Origin of the sequence: Lentilactobacillus rapi DSM 19907 = JCM 15042, assembly GCF_001436255.1 — a bacterium.
GTDB lineage: Bacteria > Bacillota > Bacilli > Lactobacillales > Lactobacillaceae > Lentilactobacillus > Lentilactobacillus rapi.
Map to the genome: position 1 here is coordinate 25,569 of NZ_AZEI01000018.1, position 16,926 is coordinate 42,494.

The window sequence follows — 16,926 nt, forward strand, 5'->3', positions numbered from 1 at the left end:
ACTAACAACTTGGAAGTCTTAATTTGCTAATTTCTTAGTTAAACGTGACTTGTCACGTGAAGCTTTGTTAGCTTTAATTAAACCCTTTGATTTTGCGCGATCAATTGCACTGATTGCGTTGATGTATAAATCCTTGGTATCGTCAGCACCAGCAATTCGAGCTTTTTCAAACTTCTTAACAGCAGTCCGGTATGTACTCAACTGAGCTGCGTTTCTGCGTTGGGCCTTTTCGTTGGTTTTAACACGTTCGATAGCAGATTTGATAATTGGCATTTTGTTCACCTCCGAAGATCATTCTAAATATAACCATTAAATTTCAACAGACATCATTATACAAAAATGACAAGGCGATTGCAAGCAAAACTGAGCGGTATCATGTAAGATATCCTTGTATTACTCGTTAAAATCCGTTATACTATTTTTTGTGCGTTGCACAGACCTTCAACTTAGTTCGTCGGGGACCACTGCCGCTTACTCAGTTGTTGGATCATTTTAGAAAAGGTGGTTGTGAACTATGGCAGTTACACAAACAAAGAAGAATGAAATTATCAAGAAGTATGCGCGTCATGAAGGTGATACTGGATCAGCAGAGGTACAAATCGCTGTTTTGACTGCAGATATCAACGAAATCAACGAACATATGCGGACACATCGAAAAGATTATCATTCACAACGTGGACTTATGAAGAAGATTGGTCATCGTCGTAACCTACTTGCTTACCTTCGTGGTAAGGATGTTGCACGTTACCGTGACTTAATCCAAAGCTTAGGAATTCGTCGTTAATATTTGAAGAGGGATGTTGCAGGGCTTCGGCTTTGTACACATCCTTTTTTTCTGCCCAAATTTAAATTATTCAACAATCTCTTACTAAAAATTCGGTTTTCTGGAAAAATATGGTAAACTAATAGAAGCTGAAAACGAACGTAAAAAAAGAACAAATTATTTTTTGAGGTGAAACATGAAAAGCGAAATAAAAATTATGCCCATTGGCGGAGTCCGTGAAAACGGCAAAGACATGTATGCTGTGGACATCAACGGCGGTATCTATATTTTAGACTGTGGTTTAAGATACCCCGAAAATGAATTGCTGGGAATTGACGTTGTGATTCCCGATTTTAGTTATTTGGAAAAGAATAAAGACCGAATTGTGGGCGTCTTTTTGACGCACGGGCATGCGGACTCAATTGGTGCGATTTCGTACTTCTTGAGTGAATTTGATGTGCCAGTGTTTGGTTCAGAAATGACCATTGAACTCGCTAAATTGAACGTGGCTGACTCTGAACAATTAAAGAACTTTGATGATTTCCATGTTGTCAGCGATCACAGTGAAATCGATTTTGATGACGTTAAGGTCACCTTCTTTAAGACAACCCATTCGATTCCTGGATCACTTGGAATTGCCATTCATACTTCTGAAGGAGCAATTGTTTATACAGGTGATTTCAAATTTGATCAAACGGCCGCTCCACTCTATCAGACCAATTACTCCGCTCTAACCCAGTTGGGTGATGAAGGGGTTCTAGCATTACTGAGTGATTCTGGCAATGCCGAAAATCCCAAGCCAAGCGCCTCGGAAAAGCAGATTGCTGAGTACATTTACGATACATTTAACTATCAGGACAGCCGCATCATCGTTGCAAGTGTTGCTTCCAACATTTTGCGGATGCAACAAGTCTTTAATGCCGCTGCCAAGTGTGGTCGTCGGGTTTATTTGACGGGCCATGATTTGGAACGAATTGTTCGGACCGCAATGCGTTTGAAGACCTTAACCTTACCAGAAGATGATCTCTTGATTGATTCAATCGATGAGTTGAACAAGATGGCTCCAGATAAGGTTGTCATCATTCAGACCGGCAAGATGGGTGAACCGATCAAAGCCCTTCAACGGATGGCTAATAAGGAACAAAGTGACATCAACATTGAGCCCAAAGACTTGGTGTTCATCACAACAACGCCGTCAACTGCCATGGAAACGACCGTAGCCAAAACTCGGGATATGGTTTATCGCGCAGATGGTGAAGTTAAAATGATTTCCGATCAAATGAATTCATCGGGTGATGCCAGTCAGACAGATTTGCAATTGCTCATTAACTTATTACATCCCAAGTACATTATTCCTGTTCAGGGTGAATATCGTTTGCTGGAGGCCAACGCACAACTGGCCAAGCAAATTGGTTACACTGATAAGCAAATTTACATTCCTAATAAAGGTGACAAGATTTCGGTCAACAAAGACGAAATGTGGGTTGGTGGCAGTGAAGATCTTGCTGACACCATGATTGACGGAATCGGAATTGGCGATATTGGTAATATCGTACTGCGAGATCGAAAAGTATTGTCTGAAGATGGTATTTTTGTGGCGGTCGTCACAATTGATCGCAAGAAGAAGCGGATTGTTGCCGAGCCTAAGCTCACTTCAAGAGGATTTGTTTACGTTAAGGCTAACAAGGATCTCATGAAAGAAGCAGCTGGCATTATTGAAAAGACAGTTACCAACAATCTTGAGCATAAAGAATTCGATTGGAGTAACTTGAAGCAGGACGTTAGGGATGATCTAAGTGATTACCTGTATAAGCAAACCAAGCGGCGTCCCGTGATTTTACCAGTTATAATGGAAGTTAATCAACATCATAAGCGTTCCAAGAAAAAGCAAAAGAACAACGAGAAGAAATCGGAATCAGCAAATTAATTTCGATCACATGAATAAAAATGGCAACGAGTGGTTCATTTATTTGAATTACTCGTTTTCTGTCCAAAGATTGTGAGGCGAAGAAATGCAATTATCGAAGAATGATCAAGTTATCCTGATGAGTGCCCAAGAAGACTACGACGACCAGCGGTTTAATCAGGTAATGCATAAGGTTGAACATTTGTTGGCCAAATATCCCAAGCAAATTGACGTTAATTTTCTACGGACCAAAGCGTTGTTTAAGCTAAAGCGGACTGCGGAAGCTCAGTCAATTATTAATCGCTATGAAGATGAATTTGTCAGGGTTGCCGAGTGGATTCCATCATTGATCGAGATATCACTGAAGAATGCCCACTTTATGGTCGCAAGGGAAATCGCTGCTCAATCGGTTGCCGACTGGCGGACACAAATTCTGGCTGCTGAAGAAAATTATCGCCAGCAACATGCTGAATTACTTGATCAGCAGATTAACCAATTTGCACATATTGGTGGTTTGAATGCTTATACCCAGGTGAGGCGGGTGGAGGACGCCAAACAGCTACCGTTTGACGAATATGTATTGGCAGGGAAAAACATTTTGAGGGATCCATTCCTATGGGAAGTTCCGAAAAGTCAGATTTTGTTGGAATTGGTCAAAATAAAAGCCAATGTTTCGGTTACCCTCAATTGGTTGGACAATCGAGACTATGAAATTAATATTCTAAAATTGAAATCCATTGATCAATATTCTTCATTAGTAGCCGTTTTGAATATTATTGAAGACAATTATGCTTCGTCTGATCCAATCAAATTAGCCTTACTTGAAAAGGAACTATTTACACAAAGTAATTATATTTATCCATTTTTCGATAAGGTGATAACTGATCCGGAATATTGGTTCCAAGCCATCGTTGCGCGATCGTTCGGTGATCAAATTGATGTCAACACTTCAGATCAACGGTTAATTATGAAATGGATAAGCATTATTTATGACCAGGAAAGCAAAATTAAATTGATGTAACCAAATTTATTTTCGGAAAATGAGCATAATCTGTTTACAAACAAATTAACTATCGATATAATACTTAAGGATTCTTCGAAAATTGACTGCTTTGTCTTTTCCAGAAGATGTAGTATAATAACACTTAGAAATGCATTGATGCGAATTGATGTAATTCTTGAAAACAACAGGAGGTTTCATTAATGGCAAAAGAACATTATGAAAGAACAAAACCCCATGTAAATATTGGTACTATTGGCCATATTGATCACGGGAAAACTACTTTAACTGCTGCTATCACCAAGGTATTAGCTGAAAAAGGTCTCGCTAAAGCTGAAGACTACGCTGATATCGATGCAGCACCAGAAGAACGTGAACGTGGTATAACAATCAACACTGCCCACGTTGAATACGAAACTGAAAAGCGTCACTATGCCCATATTGATGCCCCAGGACATGCTGATTACATTAAGAACATGATCACTGGTGCCGCTCAAATGGATGGTGCTATTTTGGTTGTTGCCGCAACTGATGGCCCAATGCCACAAACTCGTGAACATATCTTGCTTGCTCACCAAGTTGGTGTTGATTACATCGTTGTATTCTTGAACAAGACTGATTTAGTTGATGATGACGAATTGGTTGACTTGGTTGAGATGGAAGTTCGTGAATTACTTTCTGAATACGATTATCCTGGTGATGATATTCCTGTCATCCGTGGGTCAGCTCTTAAGGCCCTTGAAGGCGACAAGGAACAAGAAGAAGTTATTCTTCACTTAATGGATGTTGTTGATGAATACATTCCAACTCCAGAACGTGATGACAGCAAACCATTCTTGATGCCAGTTGAAGATGTCTTCACTATCACTGGTCGTGGTACTGTTGCATCTGGCCGTATCGATCGTGGTACTGTTAAAGTCGGTGACGAAGTTGAAATTGTTGGTTTGAATGATCAACCCCTTAAGTCAACTGTTACTGGACTCGAAATGTTCCGTAAGACATTGGATCAAGGTCAAGCCGGAGATAACGTTGGTGTTCTTCTTCGTGGTATCGACCGTGACCAAGTTGTCCGTGGACAAGTTCTTGCTGCTCCTGGTTCAATCCAGACCCACAAGAAGTTCGAAGGCCAAGTTTATATCTTGACTAAAGAAGAAGGTGGCCGTCATACGCCATTCTTCTCAAACTATCGTCCACAATTCTACTTCCATACCACCGATGTTACCGGTGTTATTGAACTAGAAAAGGGCGTTGAAATGGTTATGCCTGGTGATAACGTTACATTCCAAGTTGAATTAACGAAGCCAGTTGCCATTGAAAAGGGTACTAAGTTTACCATCCGTGAAGGTGGCCATACCGTTGGTGCCGGTGTTGTTAGTGATGTTAACGACTAGTTCGCTAAGCTAATGACCGCACGAAGCTGTGAGGATTTTCCTCATGGCTTTTTTGCTGTCTCAGTATATTTTTGGATCAATTGTAACAGTAATATTCGATTACGATTTCTGGCGTTCCGGACATGACCACAAATTATTCTGATACCACTAAGTTGTTCGATTGGGAATTGAATAGGTCGCTAGGCGTCACGCTGAAGCCGAACAATTGATTAAAACGGGGTTCAAAAAAGCTGATACAATATAGATGTGTTCAGGAAATAAATTTTACATTTCACTGTTAATACGTTAAAATAACAATGTTATGCAATTATGAATTGTAAAAATAATCTTTTCGTCTCGGAGGAAAAAGAATGTCTGCAAAATGGGAAAAGAAGGGTACCAATGATGGAGAATTAACTTTCGAAATTGGTGCTGACTCAATTAAAAATGGTTTAGATCGTGCATTTGAAAAGAACAAGAAGAGCATCCGGGTACCTGGATTCCGTAAGGGCAAGGTTCCCCGCTCAATTTTCACCAAGATGTATGGTGAAGAAGCATTGTACGAAGATGCTTTGAACATCTTACTTCCAGATGAATATTCAAAGGCTGTTAGTGAAGCCAAAATCGAACCCGTTGATCAACCTAAGATCAATGTTGAATCAATGGAAAAGGGCAAGCCATGGGTTATCAAGGCTAATGTGACCGTTAAGCCAGAAGTTAAGCTTGGTGATTACAAAGGCTTGAGTGTTCCTAAGCAAAACACTCGGGTATACCAAAAAGACGTTGACGCTGAATTGGAAAAGAAGCGTGAAAGCCAAGCAGAACTTGTTCTTAAAGAAGGCAAGGCTGCTGAAAAAGGTGACACAGTTGTCATCGATTTTGAAGGAAAAGTTGACGGCAAGCCATTTGAAGGTGGTAAGGCTGAAAACCATTCACTAGAGTTAGGTTCCAACTCATTCATCCCTGGTTTTGAAGATCAATTGATTGGTCACAAAGCAGGCGAAGATGTTGAAGTTAAGGTGACCTTCCCTAAGGATTACCAAGCTAAGGAATTAGCTGGTAAGGATGCCGTTTTCGAAACTAAGATTCACGAAGTTAAGACTAAGGAATTACCTAAGTTGGATGATGACTTTGCAAAGGATGTTGATGAAGATGTCGACAGCCTTGAAGAATTAAAAGAGAAGATCAAGGACGACTTAAAGAAACAGAAGAAGAGCGAAGCCCGCGACGCAATCGAAGACGCAGCCATCAGTGAAGCAACTGATAACGCTGAAGTCAAAGATATTCCAGAAGCCATGATCAACGAAGATATCCAACGTCAAATGGATCAATATCTTGCTGGCATGCAACAACAAGGAATTAACCAACAGATGTACTTCCAGTTAACTGGAACGAAGCCTGAAGATCTGAAGAAGCAATTCTCAGATGGCGCTGAAAAGCGTGTTAAGACCAACCTTGTTCTTGAAGCAATTGTTGACAAAGAAAACATCGAGCCTTCAGAAGATGATGTTAAGGCTGAAGTTAAAGATTTAGCTAAACAATACGGAATGAAGGAAGACGCTGTTCGTAAAGCTTTGACTGATGATATGTTGAAGCATGATATTGCGATCAAGCAAGCAATTGACATGATTGTTGATTCTTCAAAGCAAGACGCTAAAGCAAAAGATGATTCAAAGGATAAAGAAGACAGCTCAGAAAAATAGTTTTCTTCCTAAGGAGATCCGTTAATCAGACGGATCTTTTTTTCGGGAGTGGTCAAGCCTTCTGATTGCAATTTCACCGTGGTATGATAAAGTATCAAATAGTTGATTGATAAAAGTGATTAAAGTCCATCTCGGATGGAGGAGTGACTATATTGTTTGAAGATAACGAATCAAGCGGACCCATTACTTGTTCGTTTTGTGGTAAAACCCAAGACCAAGTAAAGAAAATTGTCGCTGGTCCAGGCGTCTACATTTGTAATGAATGTATTGATTTATGTAAAGAAATTATTGACGAGGAGCTTGCTCCTGAGAAGTCTTCAGAAGATTTACTCAAAGTTTTGACACCTAAGCAAATCTTGGATAAATTAAATGAATTTGTGATCGGTCAAGATAACGCTAAACGAACCCTTTCAGTAGCGGTTTACAACCACTACAAGCGAGTGAATGAAATGATCAGCGAGCCTGATGAAGATTTGGAACTCCAAAAGAGTAACATTTGTATCATTGGACCAACTGGTTCAGGTAAAACTTACCTGGCACAGACGCTTGCCAAGATTTTAAACGTACCGTTTGCAATCGCTGATGCGACTACATTGACCGAAGCTGGTTATGTTGGTGAAGATGTTGAAAACATCCTCTTAAAACTATTGCAAAATGCCGATTATGATGTTGAGCGGGCTGAACATGGGATCATCTACATTGATGAAATCGATAAGATTGCCAAGAAGTCAGAGAATGTTTCAATTACCCGTGACGTTTCCGGTGAAGGTGTTCAACAAGCTCTGCTCAAGATTCTTGAAGGGACAATTGCCAACGTTCCGCCTCAGGGTGGTCGTAAGCATCCTCAACAAGAGTTTATTCAAATCGACACAACCAACATTTTGTTCATTGTTGGTGGTGCATTTGATGGGATTGAAGGGATTGTCAAGAGTCGTTTAGGCGACAAGACAATTGGTTTTGGAACCGATTCTGACAAAGCACCCGATCTTGATAACCGCAATATCATGCAGGCCGTGATTCCAGAAGACTTGCTGAAGTTTGGATTGATTCCAGAATTCATCGGTCGTTTGCCAATCTTGACTGCATTAGATAAATTGGACGAGAAAGATCTTGTTCGGATTTTGACTGAGCCTAAGAATGCATTGGTTAAACAATACAAGAAATTGATCGAGCTTGATGGCGCCGAACTGGAATTTGCACCTGGTGCGTTGACTAAGATGGCTGAACTGGCTATCTCAAGAAACACCGGTGCTCGTGGTTTACGGTCAATCATTGAAGACACAATGCGAGACATTATGTTCGATTTGCCAAGCCGTAAGGACGTATCAAAAGTTATCATTACACCTGAAACGGTGACTGATCATAAAGAACCAGAGCTGATTTTGAAAAAGGCATCGTAATTCGAGAAAGTCTGATGTAAGCTTTAGTTAGTTTGCGATCGGACTTTTTTATTTTAATGACAAATTAAAGGAGTGGTTTGATGGAGGTTCAAAATGTCGATTTGACAATAAGCGCGGTGGCAGAAAAACAGTATCCAAATACCATGTTTCCAGAGATTGCACTTGTTGGTCGGTCTAATGTCGGCAAATCTTCATTGACCAATGTGCTGATTAACCGACGAAAGTTTGCCCGGACGTCAAGTCAACCCGGGAAGACCCAGACACTCAATTTTTACAATATTGATGATAAATTATACTTTGTTGATGTGCCTGGATATGGTTATGCAAAGGCATCCAAAGCAAGTCGGGAAAAGTGGGGCAAGATGATCGAGACTTACTTGACCAAGCGCGATCAACTCAGAGGCGTGATTGCCCTTGTGGATGGTCGCCACGCCCCAACTGACGATGATATTTCGATGCACGAATGGCTGGTTTACTATGGCATCGATGTCTTAACAGTTGCCACTAAAATGGATAAAATTTCTAAGGGTAAATGGAACAAACAAGAATCATTGATTAAAAAGACTTTGCAAATTAATGATGAAGATTTTGTCCTGTTTTCAGCATTGACAAAGGCTGGTAAAAACGAAGTCTGGCAGTGGATTGAGGGGAGAATGTAAAATGGATTTTGATGAATACCAAAAGGCGGCGAACCGGACTTTGATGGGCAAAGAGCAGGTGCTCACTAATTGTGCGCTGGGTTTAACCGGCGAATCCGGTGAAGTGGCTGACTTAATTCGTAAATATACATTTCAGAGTGAAAAATTAGATCACGATCAACTCATTAAAGAGATGGGGGATGTGCTATGGTACTTATCCCAAATTTCCGAATGGGCTGACATTCCCTTCGATAAGGTCGCTGAAGATAATATCAAACGGCTCAAGAAACGTTACCCCTCACAATTGGGCGGCGTCAATCAAGTTAATATCTAAAATCATTTCAAGTGTCCAAGTTAGGTAGTCAAATATCTGATTTGGGCTTTTTATTAACAATTGATTTTGTGAAGTTAGAAAACCCAAATTGGCATTTAAGGGACGTATTTTCATTCAAAATGTATATTACGGATAATATTTATCAAAATATTGAATAAATCATAAAAAAGGTTGCAATTAATGAATATCGGTGTTAACCTCATTACTATTAACTTTATAGGACGGCTCCTCCAGGCAGAGATCTGCGCATAAGCACCTCAAACAAAAATTCCCAAAACCGGAATTTCTGTTCGAGGAGCCTTACACTCCGATCCCTAACCGCCTGGATTCGCTCACTATATTAGGACAGCTCCTCCAAGCAGAAGTCTGCGCGTAAGCACCTCGAAGAAAAATTCCAAAATCGGGAATTTCCCTCCAAGGAGCCTTACGCTCCGACTTCTAATCGCTTGGATCCGCTCACTATATTAGGACAGCTGCGCAAAGCAGAAGTCTGCATGTAATCACCACGGAGAAAAATTTCAGAACCAGGAATTTCCCTCCGTGGAGCCTTACACTCCGACTTCTAACCGCTTTGCTCCGCTCACTACACAGATAAGGGGTTTTAACATGACAGAAAATAATAAAGTAATCCTAGCTTACTCCGGTGGCTTGGACACATCCGTTGCAATTGCTTGGCTGAAGGACAAAGGGTATGACGTTGTTGCTTGCTGTATCAATGTTGGTGAAGGCAAGGACCTTAATTTTATTAAGCAAAAGGCTTTAAACGTTGGTGCCGTCAAAGCATACGTAATTGACGCCTTAGATGAATTTGCCGACAACTATGCAGCCGTTGCTTTAAAAGCTAACGCAATGTACGAAGGATCATATCCATTGATCTCTGCTTTGTCACGCCCCCTTATTTCTAAAACGTTAGTTGAAGTTGCCCATCAAGAGCACGCAGTTGCCGTTGCTCATGGCTGTACTGGAAAAGGAAATGATCAGGTTCGTTTCGAAGTTGCGATTCATGGGCTTGATCCCCAACTTGAAGTTCTCAGCCCAGTTCGTGACTGGCACTGGTCTCGTGAACAAGAAATTGAATACGCTAAGGACCACAACATTCCGATTCCAATCGACCTTGACTCACCATATTCAATCGATGCCAACATCTGGGGCCGAGCTAACGAAGCCGGTATCTTGGAAGATCCATGGCAGAGTGCGCCAGAAGATGCCTTTGCAATCACTAACCCAATTGAAAACACCCCGGATACACCAACGGAAGTGCAAATTACTTTTGAAAAGGGAATTCCAGTTGAATTGGACGGTAAAAAGATGAAGTTCGCTGACATCATTCAGGATTTGAACAAGATTGCCGGTGAAAATGGCGTTGGCCGAATCGACCACATTGAAAACCGTTTGGTTGGGATTAAATCTCGTGAGGTATATGAAGCCCCTGCAGCAACTGTATTGCTCAAAGCCCACAAAGAATTGGAAGACTTAACGTTTGAGCGTGACTTAGCTCATTTCAAGCCAACTGTTGAGAAGCAACTCAGCGAACTCGTCTATAATGCCCTTTGGTTCTCACCATTGATGGATTCAATTCAGGCCTTTATCGACAAGTCACAAGAAGTCGTGAACGGCATCATCAAATTGCAATTATTCAAAGGCAACGTCATGGTACTTGGCCGTAAATCAGATTCGTCACTCTATGACAAGGATTTGGCAACTTACACGTCTTCTGATTCATTCGATCAAGAAGCTGCTAAAGGATTCATCAAGCTCTGGGGACTACCAACTCAGGTTTATCAACAAGTTCAACTCAAAAACAAACAAGCACAGTTTGTTCAAGCCGTTACCAAATCACAATTAAAAGACAAGGTGACGGTTCACGATCAATATTCCACACATACGGGAGCTAAAAAATAGATGAGTACTAAGAAACTTTGGGGCGGCCGGTTTCAAGCCCAGGCATCCAAATGGGTGGACGAGTTTGGTGCCTCGATTTCCTTTGATCAGTTGATGGCTGAAGAGGATATCGAAGGCTCACTTGCCCATGTGAAGATGTTGGGTCATACGAAAATTTTGAATGAGTCAGATGTTGACCAGATTGTTCAAGGACTGGAAGACCTGCGAGATGAGTTGCATGCTGGCAAATTACACTTCACGGTTGAAAATGAAGATATTCATATGAATATTGAGGCACTGTTGACTGAGAAGATCGGTCCAGTCGCTGGTAAGCTGCACACTGCCCGTTCACGAAACGACCAGGTTGCCACTGATTTCCATTTATACCTCAAGAAGCGGCTGCCAAAAGTGATTGACGAAATCACAACTTTACAGCAAACGCTGGTTGAGATGGCTGAAAAAAATGTTGAGACCATCATGCCAGGATATACGCATTTGCAACATGCCCAACCAATTTCTTATGGTCATTACTTAATGGCTTATTACCAAATGCTGAAACGGGATAAGGAACGGTTTGAATTCAATATGAAGCATACTGATATCTTACCGCTTGGAGCTGCCGCGCTTGCCGGAACCACTTTCCCAATTGACCGGGAATACACGGCTCAGGAACTCGGCTTTGATGCTGTCTATGCCAACTCGCTGGACGCCGTTTCTGATCGGGACTTCGCGCTGGAATTCTTAAGCAACAGTTCCATTTTGATGCTGCATTTATCTCGTTTTTGCGAAGAAATCAGCATGTGGGTCAGCCATGAGTTTAAGTATCTTGAACTCAGTGATGCCTACACCACTGGCAGTTCGATTATGCCTCAAAAGAAGAATCCGGATATGGCCGAGTTGATCCGAGGTAAAACGGGTCGGGTATATGGCCACTTGATGCAATTACTAGCCACGATGAAATCCTTGCCGCTTGCTTACAACAAGGATTTGCAGGAAGATAAAGAAGGCGTCTTTGATACCGTCAAAACCTTGCTGCCAGCGTTGAAAGTTTTCAATGGGATGTTGAAGACTGCAAAACCAAACGTTGAACGGATGAAACAAGCCACTGAAAATGATTTTTCCAATGCCACCGAGCTAGCCGATTATTTGGCAGCTAAGGGCGTTCCGTTTCGGCAGGCACACGGGATTGTGGGTCAGTTGGTCCTTAAGGGATTGCAAACGCATCAAAATCTTCAGGACATGTCTTTAGCAGACTTGCAAGCAGCCTCCCCTAAAATCGAAGCAGACGTTTATCACGATCTCAAGTCAGAGGTGGCGGTTGAACGGCGGCATTCACTGGGCGGCACTGGCTTTGACCAGGTTAAGCTGCAGATTGAAAATGCGAAAAAAGAATTGAATAATTAGTCTTAAAAACAGCTACGTTTGATGGTCGTAAGTGACACATCAAGTGTGGCTGTTTTTTGGCACAAATAGGTCTTTAAAACAGAGAGTAAGGCATCTGTGCTATTAATTTAAATGGTGTGTAATAATTCTTCACCTTAATTAATTATGGTGGTATTATAGTGCTGTAGATCAGTAAGTAATGGTTTTTGCTGGTTTGATAATTAAATATTAATAAGTGCAACAAATTATTCAAGGGGGTTCACCAATGCGACGAAATAATTGTTCGCGAAATAATTTGTGGGGGAAATCTGAAAAAACAGATTTGCACTACAAAATGTACAAGGTTGGCAAGAAATGGGTGTTTGCTAGCCTTTTTATGTTGTCTTTAGGTTCATTTATGTTATCAGGGGTTTCCGTTCATGCCGATACCCAGGCTGAATTGGCAAAGAGTGAAGCCACTACGAGTACGACACTGGTCAAATCAGCGGCTAATGATACATCAGCAGCCGCGAACAGTCAGGGGACCAGTACCGCAGCGACTTCTGAAGCTGGATCCACGGCAAACTCATCAAATGACACAACGAGTACAAGTGCCGATAAGACAAGCACAACCGCTACTACAAATGCTTCAAGCACAAGCAGTTCGGATGCAGTTAAAGCAACTTCAACAGCCAGTGCTGCGGTGAGTCAGGCAAGTCAGGCGGTTGCTTCTGATAGTACGGCCACCAGCAATGCGCAACAATCGTCAACTTCTGCTCAACCTAGCGATGCTTCGGCAGCAAGTTCCAAAGCTGCAACATCCGCTGAATCGGGGGCAACGAATTCTGGTACCAGCACAGCAAATGCCAAGTCAGATGCAAGTAAGGCTGCTAGTGAAACGAGTGGTGCATCGAACGCTGCCAGTGGTACTAGTCAAGCCGCCAGCCTATCCAAATCAGATCAGGCTAAGGCAACTGATACACTGAATAGTCTGTTGAAACAAGATAACATCAACGTCAACGGTTCAACAATCGATGCCAGCAAATTGACGTCTGATCAGTTGACGGCATTGAAGGCTGCTTTGGCGGCTTCAGGTCAAAAATTGACAGTTAATGAAACCGATGCACAAAAGGCAGCTGATGCCGCAGCTGCAAAGGCAACCGATTCGCTGAACGACTTGTTAAAGCAAGACAATATTACCGTCAATAATTCCACTATTGATGTCACCAAATTAACAACGGCTCAATTGACGGCCTTGAAAACTGCTATTGCTTCTTCTGGGCAGAAGATTACCTTGAATGAAACCGATGCCCAGAAGGCTGCAGATGCGGCGGCTGAGAAAGCAGCCAGTGCGGATGCCATTTCAAATGCCTTCAATGAATTGGTTAAGGAAGGTAAGATTACCAACGGATCAACCATCAATGTTGCCGGCTTGTCAACTGATCAGTTATCGACGCTTCAGTCGGCGATTGCTAAGGCAGGTGTAAGCCTGTCGTTGTCGACAACGAGTGCAGTGGATACAAGTTCTGCTTCATATGCATTTGGACTGCAAAATGGGGATAAACAGTTAGACTCAATTTTTAACTTTACGCTCGGAACGAGTTCACCAGTGGATATTGCAACGAATATAACGCTTATTCCTAAAATGGCAGCTATTCTTGAGGCATTTATATCAACTAATGGAACCATGCTTAATGCCGATGGCAGTCTTGCTTGGCCTTCAGGCTATACAGAACCTTGTACGGATGGCCAAACCATTTATCATCATTATATTGGTAATTATTGGGATGCCAATAGCGGTTTGTCTGATAAAAATGGAACATTCAACACAACTGACTACAATGCTGGCTTTGCAGCAATTTTGAAAACTTACTGCGAAGAAATCAATTCTTATTTAAATCAGGTTAAAAACAACGTCAATGATCCAACATATGCTGATGCCCTGGTTAATGATAAAAATGCTGCATACGATCCAACAGACTTGCATAATACTACGAACGGTTGGGGAGATCTTGCCGCTCTCATTAAAGCTGGAGGAGCGTTATTTAATAATCCGGTTAATGACAATAATGATATCTTCAGTAAAACAGCAACAACACCAACTGATGCCAACGCAACTCTCACTACTTCATATAATAAAGACATTACGCAAGATGCTCAGACAAGTATTGACGTGATCAATACTTTCATTGGAATTGCGATTACGAACATTCAAAACGGAATTATGAAACAAGCGTTGAGTGATATTCGTTCTCTTGGTGGTAATCAAGGCAATAGTCAGGCTGGATCAACTGGTAACGTGAACGGGTCGATTGCGATCCCAGGGACTTTGACTGAAGCGCTGGAACTCAATGCTTCGCTTAACAGTTTGATTAATACCTTTGGCTTTGGAAAGACTGTTGATTCATCAGTTATTAACGGTGTTTACTTGGACATTGCTTATGGCATTCGTAATGCGATTTCACTACACTTCCAAAAGGGTGTTAACGAAGCGATTGACCATGTCTTAAATGGTAAACCAGCCCCTGATTTTAGTAGCGTAGCTGGTTATACAGCTAACTCGTCAAATCCAGAAGCCATTGCCAACACAGCACAAGCGGCTGGTAGCGATACATTGTTTGTTGAAGCAATCGGCTATGCATGGGCTTCTAAGATTGCCCAACCGATTGTTAATGAAGCTGTTAACGATATTGCCTCCGATACCGTTAAGTCTACGGCCACTGAAATTGTTAATGCATTACCGGCTGGTACTTTATCAGATACAGAAATGAGCGAATTACTTACTGAAGGCGCTTTTGATAAAAATCTTGATTCCTCGGACACAACAAATCCACACTATACACCATCAGCTAAAGGTGCCTTGCAAACCATTTTAGATTTATACAATGCCGAAGTTAATGCATTGAAACAAGCTCAGGCAGACTACATTGCCAATCCTGATGCAACTCCTGATGCCAACAATGGACCGAAGTTTGCTAACGAAGGAACTTCTGGGATTGTCACATATGATGCCACGACCGGTAAGTATAATGCGCCAATGGCTGCAACTTCAATTTCTGCGGCTGGTGATTATGTTCGGGCAATCGAATTCTTGCAATCGACACATGCTACTGGTTATGGTCAGGCGGATGCAGACGATATTTCACATACGCAGCATAACGGTGATGTTGCGACGATTACGTCAACTACTAAAACATTCACCGGTGATGAAACTAAATTAGATAGTGTTCAATTAGCGGCTTATAAGGATAAGATCGCAGCTTTCTTACTGGGGACTGGTTCAAATGCTGCCCAGCAGGCATATATCAAAGCGTATAATGATGAGGCAGGATTGGCTAATGCTGCCTTTGAGGCAGGCGGTAACGCTGCTTATGATCAAACCAATTCTACTTACTTCATGACAAACGGAACCATTCCAGTTATTACTGTGGGTAATAATACCGTGACGATTAAGGTTGCTGATGTCACTTATAGTGCGAGTGATGATGGAACTGCCTCAAACTACAGTGCCACATCTGGTCTGGGTGGCCAACCAACTGGAACCGCATTTGTTGATGGTTATGTTGCCAGCACGATTGCCGCTATTCAGGCTGCTATTAAGGCGATTGCTAATGATACGAAGAAGCATGCTAATTCAGCTGCGGCAGATGCGACGAATGCTTCAAATGCTGCTCTGTCGGCCGATGCGTATGCTTCTCAAGCTGAAAGTGAATCTGCATTGTTCCCAAGTGACGCAGCTGCTGCGAGTGATGCTAAAATTGCATCGGATGCGGCGGTTGATGCTGATACGAATTATAAGAATGCGAAGAGTGATGCTTCAGATGCATCTGATCAAGCTAAGACTGCCAGTGATCAAGCGGATGATTCCGCTACTTCAGATGCTAAAGCAGCCTTGTCAGCCCAGAGTAAGGCAACTAGTGATGCAGGGAGTGTCAAAGACGATCTTACCAAGATTAATACTAATCGAGACACCGCTTCGGATGCTTCCGGGCGCGTTACAACTGATATTATTAATGATGAGAAAAATGCGGCTGCTGATGCGGCCACGAGTGCAGCTAATGCTGCCAGCGCTGCTTCTGAAGCCAATGCGGCTGCTCAATCTGCTGAAGCATCCGCGGCTAGTGATGAGGCAATAGCTGCTAATGATGCCAAGAGCGACAGTAATGCAGTAGTTGCTGGCGATGCGAAAGCAGCTAGTGATGCGGCGACATCTGCTGCAGCTGCAGCAGCAAGTGCGGAGGCTGCTTATAATAAAGCCAATGCGGCTGCTTCGGATGCTGCCAAGGCTTCTAGTTTTGCAGCAAGTGCAACTACCCTTGATGATGCTAAGAGTGGTGCCGATGCTGCGATTTCTGCAAATACTATTGCAAGTGATGCTGCTGATGATGCCACGGATCAAAAGAATGCCGCGGTTACCGATGCAGCAACTGCTCATGATGCCGCCGGTCGGGCAACGGCTATCAGTACCGCCGATAGTGCCGCAGCCAGTGCCAATGCGGCGGCCACCAGTGCGGCGAATGCCAACAACTCAGCGCAAGCGGCTGCCAGTGCAGCTTCTGATTATGCGAA

General features: G+C 42.4%; 12 protein-coding genes. 11 read left to right on the forward strand and 1 reads right to left on the reverse strand.

The features are described 5' to 3' along the window. Window positions 1-18 precede the first annotated feature (18 nt). Window positions 19-273, reverse strand: a complete 255-nt coding sequence (gene rpsT, locus FD12_RS02845; protein WP_054748696.1) for a 30S ribosomal protein S20 — start codon at window positions 271-273, stop codon at window positions 19-21. 241 nt (window positions 274-514) lie between these two features. On the opposite strand from rpsT, the gene rpsO reads away from it, so the two are divergent. From rpsO to FD12_RS02900, 11 genes are all read left to right on the forward strand, one after another. Then, the gene (gene rpsO, locus FD12_RS02850; protein WP_008855546.1) at window positions 515-784 is read left to right on the forward strand and encodes a 30S ribosomal protein S15; all 270 of its coding nucleotides are present in this window, start codon (window positions 515-517) and stop codon (window positions 782-784) included. Window positions 785-959: 175 nt separating this feature from the next. Then, window positions 960-2,690 carry a ribonuclease J gene (locus FD12_RS02855; RefSeq protein WP_056981570.1) on the forward strand — a complete coding sequence of 577 codons (1,731 nt, stop codon included), beginning with the start codon at window positions 960-962 and terminating at the stop codon, window positions 2,688-2,690. 85 nt (window positions 2,691-2,775) lie between these two features. Continuing rightward, complete coding sequence (locus tag FD12_RS02860; protein WP_056981573.1) at window positions 2,776-3,690, forward strand: hypothetical protein; 915 nt, start codon at window positions 2,776-2,778, stop codon at window positions 3,688-3,690. Between the two features lie 182 nt (window positions 3,691-3,872). Further along, window positions 3,873-5,060 (forward strand): elongation factor Tu, encoded by a 1,188-nt coding sequence (gene tuf, locus FD12_RS02865; protein ID WP_056981575.1) that lies wholly within the window; start codon window positions 3,873-3,875, stop codon window positions 5,058-5,060. A 350-nt stretch (window positions 5,061-5,410) separates the two neighbouring features. Next, a complete protein-coding gene (gene tig / locus FD12_RS02870) occupies window positions 5,411-6,742 on the forward strand; it encodes a trigger factor (protein WP_056981577.1) in 1,332 nt (443 codons plus the stop codon). Window positions 6,743-6,894: 152 nt separating this feature from the next. Continuing rightward, a complete protein-coding gene (clpX, locus tag FD12_RS02875) occupies window positions 6,895-8,142 on the forward strand; it encodes an ATP-dependent Clp protease ATP-binding subunit ClpX (RefSeq protein WP_186825955.1) in 1,248 nt (415 codons plus the stop codon). An 80-nt stretch (window positions 8,143-8,222) separates the two neighbouring features. Continuing rightward, window positions 8,223-8,801, forward strand: coding sequence for a ribosome biogenesis GTP-binding protein YihA/YsxC (gene yihA, locus FD12_RS02880; RefSeq protein WP_054748688.1), 579 nt, complete (start codon window positions 8,223-8,225; stop codon window positions 8,799-8,801). A gap of 1 nt (window position 8,802) precedes the next feature. Then, complete coding sequence (locus FD12_RS02885) at window positions 8,803-9,114, forward strand: nucleoside triphosphate pyrophosphohydrolase family protein (RefSeq protein WP_054748687.1); 312 nt, start codon at window positions 8,803-8,805, stop codon at window positions 9,112-9,114. Window positions 9,115-9,720: 606 nt separating this feature from the next. Further along, on the forward strand, window positions 9,721-11,016 hold the full coding sequence (locus tag FD12_RS02890) for an argininosuccinate synthase (protein ID WP_056981579.1): 1,296 nt from the start codon (window positions 9,721-9,723) through the stop codon (window positions 11,014-11,016). Further along, a complete protein-coding gene (gene argH / locus FD12_RS02895; RefSeq protein ID WP_056981581.1) occupies window positions 11,017-12,399 on the forward strand; it encodes an argininosuccinate lyase in 1,383 nt (460 codons plus the stop codon). 244 nt (window positions 12,400-12,643) lie between these two features. Beyond that, the coding region (locus FD12_RS02900; RefSeq protein WP_156404063.1) for a KxYKxGKxW signal peptide domain-containing protein at window positions 12,644-16,926 on the forward strand (4,283 nt) is incomplete at its 3' end.